12 protein-coding genes are annotated in these 9,851 nt (G+C 52.2%); 1 reads left to right on the plus strand and 11 read right to left on the minus strand.

From position 1 onward, the window contains the following. Window positions 1–259 precede the first annotated feature (259 nt). The 7 genes from QZR21_RS06100 to QZR21_RS06130 form a co-directional block, all read right to left on the minus strand. Complete coding sequence (locus QZR21_RS06100; protein ID WP_296099360.1) at window positions 260–1,615, minus strand: sodium-dependent transporter; 1,356 nt, start codon at window positions 1,613–1,615, stop codon at window positions 260–262. A gap of 268 nt (window positions 1,616–1,883) precedes the next feature. Further along, entirely contained in the window at window positions 1,884–3,308 is a 1,425-nt protein-coding gene (locus QZR21_RS06105; protein WP_296974363.1) for an MFS transporter, read from the minus strand. Window positions 3,309–3,479: 171 nt separating this feature from the next. After that, a complete protein-coding gene (locus QZR21_RS06110) occupies window positions 3,480–3,938 on the minus strand; it encodes a MarR family winged helix-turn-helix transcriptional regulator (protein WP_296974366.1) in 459 nt (152 codons plus the stop codon). A 270-nt stretch (window positions 3,939–4,208) separates the two neighbouring features. After that, window positions 4,209–4,505, minus strand: coding sequence for a hypothetical protein (locus QZR21_RS06115; RefSeq protein ID WP_296099368.1), 297 nt, complete (start codon window positions 4,503–4,505; stop codon window positions 4,209–4,211). Between the two features lie 30 nt (window positions 4,506–4,535). After that, window positions 4,536–5,303, minus strand: coding sequence for a DpnI domain-containing protein (locus QZR21_RS06120; RefSeq protein WP_296099371.1), 768 nt, complete (start codon window positions 5,301–5,303; stop codon window positions 4,536–4,538). A 45-nt stretch (window positions 5,304–5,348) separates the two neighbouring features. Further along, window positions 5,349–5,555, minus strand: a complete 207-nt coding sequence (locus tag QZR21_RS06125; protein ID WP_296099376.1) for a DpnD/PcfM family protein — start codon at window positions 5,553–5,555, stop codon at window positions 5,349–5,351. Between the two features lie 5 nt (window positions 5,556–5,560). Then, window positions 5,561–6,073: a hypothetical protein gene (locus QZR21_RS06130; RefSeq protein WP_296099378.1), complete on the minus strand. Its 513-nt coding sequence runs from the start codon at window positions 6,071–6,073 to the stop codon at window positions 5,561–5,563. Window positions 6,074–6,160: 87 nt separating this feature from the next. Here QZR21_RS06130 and QZR21_RS06135 point away from each other — a divergent pair, with 87 nt between their 5' ends. Then, the gene (locus tag QZR21_RS06135) at window positions 6,161–6,379 is read left to right on the plus strand and encodes a hypothetical protein (protein ID WP_296099380.1); all 219 of its coding nucleotides are present in this window, start codon (window positions 6,161–6,163) and stop codon (window positions 6,377–6,379) included. A gap of 282 nt (window positions 6,380–6,661) precedes the next feature. On the opposite strand, the gene QZR21_RS06140 is transcribed toward QZR21_RS06135, so the two are convergent. From QZR21_RS06140 to QZR21_RS06155, 4 genes are all read right to left on the minus strand, one after another. Then, window positions 6,662–7,798, minus strand: a complete 1,137-nt coding sequence (locus tag QZR21_RS06140) for an ADP-ribosylglycohydrolase family protein (protein WP_296099382.1) — start codon at window positions 7,796–7,798, stop codon at window positions 6,662–6,664. Window positions 7,799–8,033: 235 nt separating this feature from the next. Continuing rightward, entirely contained in the window at window positions 8,034–8,300 is a 267-nt protein-coding gene (locus tag QZR21_RS06145) for a DUF1294 domain-containing protein (protein ID WP_296099385.1), read from the minus strand. A 3-nt stretch (window positions 8,301–8,303) separates the two neighbouring features. Beyond that, complete coding sequence (locus tag QZR21_RS06150; RefSeq protein ID WP_296099387.1) at window positions 8,304–8,624, minus strand: hypothetical protein; 321 nt, start codon at window positions 8,622–8,624, stop codon at window positions 8,304–8,306. 355 nt (window positions 8,625–8,979) lie between these two features. Continuing rightward, entirely contained in the window at window positions 8,980–9,660 is a 681-nt protein-coding gene (locus tag QZR21_RS06155) for a hypothetical protein (protein ID WP_296099389.1), read from the minus strand. Window positions 9,661–9,851: the final 191 nt, after the last annotated feature.

The following is a 9,851-nucleotide window of genomic DNA, read 5'->3' on the forward strand; positions in this document are numbered from 1 at the left end:
CCTGCAGAGGATGCCCAAGCCGGGCTCATTTGCGAGCATAGCCTGCACATTAAGCTTAAGCGAGCACCTTAGAGCCCGGCCGAAGCACTTCCATCTCCAAGGGGGCACGGGCTTGCCGATATCCTCAATATGTATGATAACCAATACCATACAACCTTTCGCGGCGCAGCCGCAGGGCCTCCATTCTCTTTACTCCATTCTTTCCAAGCAAAAACCGCTGCCCCAATGGCAGCGGTCTTTTGTTACATTTTTCCACCAATCACATCAGTCCCCGGACAAGGATGACCAGGATGAGGAGGGGGAGCACATATTTGAAATAGGGCTTCACCCACCGGGGCATTTTCATGCCTTCTCCTGTGTTCACTTCTTTCAGGTAGTTATTAAAACCCCAGCCGTACTTCCAGGTACAGAAGAGGGCGAATACGATGGACCCAAAGGGAAGGATGAGGGAGCTCACGATGAAGTCTTCGCTGTCCAGGATGCCCCTTGCTCCGATGATGTGCACGTCCTGCCACAGGTTGAATCCCAGCACGCAGGGAAGGCTGCCCAGGAAAACCAGGGGCAGGAAAATGGCCACCGTCTTTCTCCGGCTCCAGCCGAAGTCGTCCATGGCATTTCCGATGATGCCTTCAAACACCGCGGTTACCGTGGAGAAGGAAGCAAAGGTCATGAAGATGAAGAACAGGGTACCCCAGAGCCGGCCCATGGGCATATTGATGAAGATATTCGGCAGGGCCACAAAGATAAGGGATGGTCCCTCTTCCGGTGCCACACCGTAGGCAAAGCAGGCCGGGAAAATAATGAGCCCTGCCATGATGGCCACGAAGGTATCCAGCGCCGTAATCCGTACGGCTTCACCTGTCAGGGCATGGTCTTTCCCCATGTAGCTGGCAAAGATTTCCATGGACCCCTGGCCCACGGACAGGGTGAAGAAGGCCTGGTTCATGGCGGCGGTGGCCACATTGCCAAGGCCCGCATCTACCGCCCGATTCCAGTCGGGAAGGAGAAAGAATTTCAGCCCCTCCCCGCCGCCGGGAAGGAGGACGCTGTTCACCGCCAGGATGACGATGAGGCCAAGGAGCCCCAGCATCATGACCTTCGTCACCTTTTCCAGACTCTTCGCCACACCGCCGGCGCAGATAATGAATCCCACCAGCACGTTCAGCCCCATGAAAAGGGTCAGTTCCCAGGGGTCCGACACCATGCCGGTGAAAACCTTCCCCACCTCCGACGGCGCCATGCCGTCAAAGGAGCCGGTGATAAACCGCCAGCAGTAATCCACCATCCATCCGGAAATGGAGGTGTAGTAAATCATGAGCACATAGGGTCCCAGAAGGCAGAGCCACCCGTGAAGGTGCCAGAAAGTCCCCTTCGGCTCCAGTGCCTTAAGCCCTTCCAATACCCCCTTGTGGCTGGCACGGCCCACGGCCAGTTCCATGGTCACCACGGGAATGCCCATGATCACCAGGAACAGGAGATAAAACAGCACAAAAACAGCGCCCCCGTATTCACCGGTAATGTAGGGAAATTTCCATACATTGCCGATACCGATGGCGCATCCCGCACTGACCAGGATAAATCCCAGCCGGGATTTGAAACTGTCCCTTGCTTCCATTCTTCTTTCCTCCCATTTTTCTGATTGCTTCTATTCTTCCATGAACTGCAGGACATGAAAAAATCTCTTATCCGGAAAGCCGCCTCCGGGATAAAAGATTCAAACACTCATGATCTCTGTAATTCAAAGCTCTGTTTATTATACACGTTTTGGAAGGTGAATGAAAGAGGAGTATGACATACTGACAGATCGAGCCACCGGCAGAGAGCTTCCGGATAGAAACTCCGCCGAAATGACAGGCTCCATCGCCAAAAGAAATAAAGAGTAATTACTTCGCCTTCTGCACTACCGGATGTTCTTTCCTTTTCCGAAAAGAAAAGAACATGGACAGGAACTGAAGGACTCCCATGACCAGGACCATAAGGAATGCCAAAGCCGTACCGGACGCCGTGGCGCCCACAAAATCCCAGGGCCTTGCCATCTGCTCCATGGCCACGATGACCGCCACCGCTGCCGTGCCTATGGCACCGGAGAGCTGCTGCACCGTGTTGCACACCGCATTGCCGTCAGCTTTCATTTCCTTTGGGAGCACCGACAGGCTGTAGGTCAGGATATTGCCCACCGAAAGGCCCTGGCCTGCCGCGAAAAAGACATAGCACACCGTCAGCACTGCCGTGGAAGCCATGGACAGGGTACTGTTGAAAGAAAGAAGAGAAATAATGACAAAGATGCTGCCCAGAAGGATAGGACGCTTTGGTCCGAACCGGTCATAAATCCGCCCGGAAAGGGGTGCAAAGGCAGCACCCAGAATACAGCCGGGGAGGAGAATACATCCCGCAGTGAAAGCATTTTCTCCCGTCACAATCTGGGAAAAATTCGGAATCAGGAAGCCCAGGGCCAGGCAGATGAACTGGAGCAGTGCCAGCCCCAGTGCACCTAAAACGAAGGGTTTATTATGGAAGACCCTCAGATTCAGGAGCGGCCTTTTGCCGCTATCCATCCTCTGTCTTTCCTGCCGGGAGAACAGGACCAGCGCCAGGAGGAATCCGGCAAACAGGATGGCGCCCATGGCCGTGATTTTTCCATGGCCCAGTTCCGTGCATCCCAGGAGAAGGCAGGTGAAGCTTACGGCCAGGTACAGGAGGCCCATGAAATCAAAGCTTTCCTTCCGGATATCCGAGGACTGCCGCACTGACAGGCCGCCGATAACAAAGGAAATCAGGAGAAGCGAAAGCACTGCCCAGAATATCATGCGCCATCCGAAAAGGCTTACAATATATCCGCCGATAGAAGGCCCCACCGCCGGCGCCAGGGCACAGACCAGCATGCCGCTGCCCACCATGACTCCCAGCTTATCCAGGGGTGCCTGTTCCATAATAATGTTAAACATCAACGGCAGTGCGATACCGGTTCCCGCCCCTTGGAGCAGCCGCCCCAGGAGAAGTACCGGGAACGCCGGAGACCAGGCCCCCAAAAGGGTACCTGCAATGAATACGCCTGCTGCCGTAAGAAACAGCCGCTTCATGGGGAACCGCTCCTTCAGGTACCCCGACGTGGGAATCACCACCGCCAGCACCAGGAGGTAGCCCGTGGTGATCCACTGGACCAGGGACGTGGAAATGGAGAACTCTTTCATAAGAGAAGGGAAGGTCACATTCATGGCTGTCTCGATGACCACGCCGGTAAAGGAAAGAATCCCCGCCGCCACGATAGAAAATATGAGCCTTGCATCAAGACGCCTTTCAAACTGCATGTATTGATTACCTCCTAAAGGTAAATAATTGGTGGATACTGGTGCTATGGCCGCTTACAGCTATCAGCTTACCGCTTACGCTGCCGGATTTCCCGCATCATCATTTCTGTCCAACGACAGGGGCCATCGGTTAGCTGTCAGCTGTATACTCTTAGCGTAACCCATAACCTGTCACTTCAGCGGTCCGAATTCCTCCCGTCCCTGTTCCAGGATCTTCTTGACCTTTTCAATGGTCCTTACCGCCGTTTCCACATCTTCATCGGGAATGGACTGCATCTCCTCTGTCAGCCAGTTGTGGAAACGGTCCACATAGAGGTTATAGTACCTCTGTCCTTTAGCTGTGAGCTTCAGCGTATACACCCGCCGATCATTCCTGCTCTGTTTTTTTATCAGGACTTTCATTTCGCAGAGCTCATTCACCAGTTTCGTAATGGAGGGCATGGTACCCTTCATGGCTTCCGCCACATCGCTGACCCGGACAATCTTATTCTTCCCATAGAGATCATGAACCACCTGGATAATGCGCACATGCCTCGGCTTTATGCGGGGCGGAAGATTGGGCAGCAGCTCCACGATTCGCCGTGCCTCATGGCAGGAATCCAGAAATTTTCTTGTAAGTTCAATATCCATAATTCTCCCCGGTTCAATTTATCTAAGGTAACTAATTTATTGTCTTTAAAGCATTATAACACACTTTTTAACTGAGAGTAAGTATCTATTTTTTTGATACAGTCAGAAGCCACTACACTTCCCCATAGAAAGACGCCCTAAATCTACAGCAGCTTTGAAAAGGGAAGAAATCCTGTCCGGTCTTCTGCATAGAACCACTGCTTTCCTTGTTATCAGGGGCTGTAGCGCCATCCATCTGTCGGATTCCCATTCCGCCGGCACTCCATAGATTCAGCAATGGTACGGACTGTCTCCAAGCCAAAACAATCCGCCACAAAACCCATCGTCCTGTCGATACCCGCCGCTGCGCCGCCGGGGGTGTAGTATTTCCCAACTGGCAGCTCCGCCGAAGGAATTGAGGTCCAAGAGCTCCGTCATCACCGTAAGTCCTGCCTGATTCACCACAGGACCGCCGGAAAGGGAGACATAATGAATCTTCCCTTCCGGAATCCGTCCCAGCACCCCCAAAGGCCCTATGCCGTCGAGAGCCGTAAAATCCAGATACAATAGGACCGCCGTCTTTTTCACGGAATCATCTCAGACAAAAACAATCCTGTTTCAGCATTTCCTGTATACCCCGGGAGACACAAATTCCAGCAGACCCCGGTCCCGAAGGAGCTGCAGCTGCTGGCGGATCTTGGCCCGGATTGTATGGTTATCGGGATGGAGAATCTGCAGCCTCTCTTCAAACCGATACATATCCTGCAGGGTAAATACCTCTTTTCCCGTATCCTCTATACACCGGAAAACATCGAGCAGCCAGCCCCGGGAAGAGAGCTTCATGGCAGCGAGAAAATCGGTCTTCCTGTAGCAGCGGCATACGTCTTCCTTATCCGCAATCCGGCTTCCATGGATAATTTCAATTTTCCCATAGGACGGCACTTCGTCCAGGAGGATACTGCACCCCGTCCAGCCTGCCCTTCTGGCATCGGCTCCGAGGGGCTTTCTCTTCTCTATGAGAGAATCCACGAAAAAGTGCTTCGGCACCACCAGAAATCCCAGAACCCGTTCTGCCGCCAGGTCATAGGACATGAAAAGAAAATCGGGATTATCGGACTCATGGATTCTTCGAATCATGGTATCATAGGCCCCATCAGCAATTTTTCTTCCAAAGGGTCCCTGCTTCGCCTTGGATTCAAATATTTCACCGCAGTGGGGACAGGCAAAATCAGCCACCGGACGGTTTGCCGTCAGGTGGGTAAGGTGGCTGCAGCCGCAGCGGGGACAATACATATTCTCCGCCACCCAGCCCTCGGTCACCACCCGGGCGATCTGGGAATGGCTGGTATAGGAAGCGGCCAAAGATAAATCAAGATGGGTATCCATAGGAAATCCTCCTTCCTTTTCATTATATAAGGAGGGGACTCCCTGTCAAACCGATGCCGCTGGACCGCAGGCGTCTTCCGAAAGCACCAGGAATCGGACCTCTTCCAGGTTCCCCGGCTCCAATACGACTTTTCCTTCCCTGTACAGTTTCCGTACCCTTTCTTCTGCTTCAAAAGCGCTCTGTGCTTCCACAGGAAATTCATGAGAAACCGTTTCTTCAACAATCACCGTATACCGCATATACTCTCCCAAAACATTCAGTCCTTCTCACAGAGTCCCTGTATTTCATCAGGGCTTTTATCAAAAAGGTAATCCAACGCATCCCAGGGAGAGGAAAATGACTCCACCCAGCACTCTCCCTGCCGGTTATCCATGGCGCCCCAGGTCCTATCCTCTTTATTTCTGAAAAGCAGCCGAGTCGCAAGGGGAGCCTGTCCAACAGGGCAGCTCATTATACGATATTCCTCCCACCAGAGCCAGGCTTCAAGAAACTGATGGGCCCGCTTATGACTGACCACGTGAATCAGGCCATCGGACTCCGGATGCCGCCCCTGTCCACCGTATATCAGATCCAGTCCATGGACGAGAGCCTCCATAAGATGGTTCATCTTCCATACCGATTGCTCCAGATCTTCCATTGCCCTGTCCATGTCTTCCAGAAGTTCCCGTACATCCATGGCCGTTCCTGTTTCCCGCAGCTTTTTTACCATATAGTCATTGGAGTTAAAACTGGCAGTCCATTGTACCAGGCTCTGCACTACTTTCCTCATGGTTTTTCCCATTCCCCTACCCAAAGCAAATGGTCCAGGTTCAATGGAAATCACATTCCCTCCGGCTGTTACATATGGAATAGAAATATGGATTTTTCCAAGTCCATCGTCCTGAAAAAATACGGTTGCATCTCTTCCCATGGCCCATCGGATAAATTGGCCGATTATTTCCCTGTTCACAATTTCACCCCCTGCCATTTCATTCCTATCCTCGTAAAAGGTGATCCGATCATAGATCGGAAGAATGAAAATAGCAAGGGGAAAAGAGATAATTTCCGTATGACAGCCATTGAACACACAGTTTAAGGCAGTAGCACAGCACTGAGCCCATTCGGACGCCCCCGGCCACCCCAGCGCCGCAGGCTGGTCCGCTTAAGGCTCAAAGCCCCGCCCGTTCGCACGCACTTAGCCACACCAACGCCGTCGGCAGCGGCTGATGCACCTTATGCCCCTGGTGCGAAGCACCCACAACCCGGTCGGACCAGCGAAGCGGCGCCCGACCCACCACCTTTAGCCCCATTCAGATGAATGGAATCCTCCCCATATCGTATGAAAAACCCCGAAGAGATCACTCTCTCGGGGTTCTTCTTATTTCACCACTCTCTGGGGATGGTACTTATTGTACACATAGAAAAGCTTATCGGCCATGAAGGAAATGACGCCATTCCCTTCCAGAATATCCGCCCAGTATTCCGGCATGAAAGACGTGCCGAAGCGGACGCCTTCAATGGCTCCGGTGATGGCACTGGTGGTGGTACTCTTTCCGGCATGGTTGGCGGATACGATGAGCGCATCCAGGGGATCATCCACAGCCAGGGCGCAGTATACGGCGATGGCCAGGGCCTCTTCTGCGGAATGGCCGCTGCCCAGGGAAGAAATACTGTCGATGTGGTCCCAGGTTCCCGTCTTTCCGGCGGGATGGTTATTGGCCTGTTCCTCCGCCGCTCCCAGGAGGGAGAGGATGGGGTCGGTCTTATGCATTTTTCCCAAGAGTGTCTCCGCCCGTTCCAGTGCCTTCGGAAGGGTCAGACCATAGGCGAGGCAGGCAATGATGGCTGCCAGGCCGCCGGCAGCGTAATAGGCCACCGGATTCGAATGGGACAGGGCCGCCGCCTTTACGGCTTCATCAAAAGCCATTTTGCTGTCTCCTGCGAAGAGGAGCCCCAGGGGAATAGCTCTTGCCAGGGCCGCGCTGCCCTTACTGTCATTGACTTTGACCTTGGTGGATCCCCGGCTGTCCTTAGAAAAGGCACCCAGCAGTCCTTCTTCCGGATTTCTCCGGGCATGCATGAACTTTTCCCGTAACAGGCAGAATTCCCTCTCATGGGGCTGCCGTCTCATCCAGGTCCGCTGTCCCCGCCGGGGTTCCTCCCCGGTCTGGCTGTAGTACCAGCGCATATAGCCCCGGTAAATCCCATCGACCAGATCCAACTTTTTGGCATCAGCCCACAGAATTCCATCAATCGTAGCCAGTATCATCTGTGTATCATCAGAAATGGGTGCTTTTTTTCCATTCTTGGAATCCCGTACCAGCGTTCTGAGTCCAAAAGGTCCAAATCTGTGCTGAATACGACCTACGGAGAAATTCTGCAGCGGATACCCCAATGCATCCCCACAGGCACTGCCGTACAGGGCGCCACGAAATTTATCTTTGTCCGCCATACTCTCCTCCTTTTCTTCAGTACCAGGTCCTTCCTGCTTGCCCATGGAAGATGTCCTTCCCATTTGTCCCTCTCCCCGTGGGAAAATAAAAGTTTCTGCAAATCCAAATACTTCACAGAAACTTCAATCACACAGTCAGGATGGCCTACTCCTGAATCTTATCCTTTTGTCTTTATTATAGCATAATTTCTTATGTTTATTAAACAATTCAGTGAAAAAAGTATGCAAGGTAACCATTGGCGTATATGCATTATGTATATGCATTATGGAGAGTCCCCTCTTACTCACTTTCCCGTCTTCACCATACCAGAATCGCGAAAAGGGAAGCAGCGATTTCCAGAGTCCCTATGACCGGCACACCGTAAACGAATTTCTTATGTCTCGTTTTATGATGGAAGTAATGCATGCCGAGGAAGGCCCCCAGGAAACCGCCGGCCAGGGCGGAAAGAAGAAGGGTCTTCTCGGAGATCCGCCAACGCCCATGAATGGCTTTCCACTTATCCAGCCCGAAGATGGCAAAGGCCAGGACGTTTATGAGGAAGAAATAAAGAAGAAATCCCTTCATCCCCTATTCCCCGCAGGTCATGAGATAGGTGGAGACTGCCCTGTCCAGGTCATCCAGAAAGTTTTTGTCCGGAGGCAGGCTGGCAATCATGGAAAGCTTATCATTATTCGTCCGGTATACAAGGCACTTCACGATGCTGCACCAGACCCCGTGGATCTGCAGGAGCACCTCTCGATTTCCCGGCGCCGTCTCTGAAAGGCGCCGGATACTTTCGCAGAGATTTTTAAAGGCAAATGTATTGAACACTTCCCGGTCCTCCAGGTACCAGGTAAAGCTGCCATTGGCTTTTTTATAGTTATCGTACAATACCAGTTTAGATTCCATAGAAAAACCTCCTGAATGAATGATGGGGAAACGGTGAGGAAAATCAGGAATAAGGAATGAGGAATGAGGAATGAGGAATGAGGAATGAGGAATGGTGGTGCGGCGCAGTAAAATAGAAAGCGCCGCAAAATATTTATTTTTCTCATCAAATTCATGGACCTGCACAGGTAAGGATTTACACCGCCATTATTTTTAATTTCCGACTAATAGTGCATATGTACTGTCTCTCAGATTGAGGGTATATATCTAAAATTTACGGCGCTATATAATTTGTGCGCCGTACCACCATTCCTAATTCCTCATTCCTAATTAATCTCCGAATTACGAAAATAAGACAGCCATTCCTTTACCCCAATTACCTTTCTCCCAACGAAAACCATTTCACCGTTTCTTTCTTCTTATTTTCTCCGCAGAAATAAGCGGTGCCTTTCATTTTCTTATAGGCTTTGCTGGTGATATCGGCTGTTTCCCCGTTTGCCACAGGCGGGTAGAGACCATCTGCCGGCACCAGCTTCCGGACCGCCCCCTGGCCGTTTTCATCGATGGTTCCAAAGTAAATCGGAAGAAGACCGGCCCCCGCTTTCTTTCCTCTTTCCGGGATAAACAGTGTCCCCGGGAAGCCCATGATTTCCTGGCCCACCATCCATCCTTCCTCCGAGGGCCGGAGGATCAGGAGCATGGGACTGCCATCCTTATCGGTATCCGGCCCGGAAAGGAGGACCAGGGCTTCTTCCTTTCCATCGCCATCCAGGTCCACGAGGCTGCAGGTATAGGACATGTCGCTGCTATCCATGGTGGAATCGGCAAAGTAAGAAATGAGGGCGCTCCGGATGTCCGGATTTTCTTCCTGCAGGGAAGACTGCCGTTTCACCTTCTTCGGTATCCACCCTTCCCCGGCTGTCGGAGCAGGGAGGGCCGCCGTTTCCACCACTTTCCCGTCCTTTTCCACGGTTACCGTAGAAATATCCTCCGCCTCCCCGCAGAGAGACAGGAACAGCAGCAGTCCCGCCGCCATGATTTTATATAGATAGGTCATTCATTCCTCCGAAAAGATGGTTCTTTTCTTTATTATACCCCATGAAAGGGGCATATGGAGCAGCGAGCGTCTTCGGCGGAGGCGAATAAAAAAGTAGGTGGACCGGGTCAGGAGCCAGGAGTGGTGGGAATTCAAATGAACTGGCCCCCTTGTCAAGGACACAATTAAAAGTGTAGTTCGGACCCCATAGG

Source organism: uncultured Dialister sp. (assembly GCF_900541605.1).
Classification (GTDB): Bacteria; Bacillota; Negativicutes; order Veillonellales; family Dialisteraceae; genus Dialister.

Bases quoted from the DNA above. Each gene is read 5' to 3' on its own strand.
- QZR21_RS06100 (WP_296099360.1), bottom strand. From the start codon at position 1,615: ATGGAAGCAAGGGACAGTTTCAAATCCCGGCTGGGATTTATCCTGGTC.
- QZR21_RS06105 (WP_296974363.1), bottom strand. From the start codon at position 3,308: ATGCAGTTTGAAAGGCGTCTTGATGCAAGGCTCATATTTTCTATCGTG.
- QZR21_RS06145 (WP_296099385.1), bottom strand. From the start codon at position 8,300: ATGAAGGGATTTCTTCTTTATTTCTTCCTCATAAACGTCCTGGCCTTT.
- QZR21_RS06140 (WP_296099382.1), bottom strand. From the start codon at position 7,798: ATGGGAAGGACATCTTCCATGGGCAAGCAGGAAGGACCTGGTACTGAA.
- QZR21_RS06120 (WP_296099371.1), bottom strand. From the start codon at position 5,303: ATGGATACCCATCTTGATTTATCTTTGGCCGCTTCCTATACCAGCCAT.
- QZR21_RS06135 (WP_296099380.1), top strand. From the start codon at position 6,161: ATGGATTTTTCCAAGTCCATCGTCCTGAAAAAATACGGTTGCATCTCT.
- QZR21_RS06155 (WP_296099389.1), bottom strand. From the start codon at position 9,660: ATGACCTATCTATATAAAATCATGGCGGCGGGACTGCTGCTGTTCCTG.
- QZR21_RS06150 (WP_296099387.1), bottom strand. From the start codon at position 8,624: ATGGAATCTAAACTGGTATTGTACGATAACTATAAAAAAGCCAATGGC.
- QZR21_RS06130 (WP_296099378.1), bottom strand. From the start codon at position 6,073: ATGAGGAAAGTAGTGCAGAGCCTGGTACAATGGACTGCCAGTTTTAAC.
- QZR21_RS06110 (WP_296974366.1), bottom strand. From the start codon at position 3,938: ATGGATATTGAACTTACAAGAAAATTTCTGGATTCCTGCCATGAGGCA.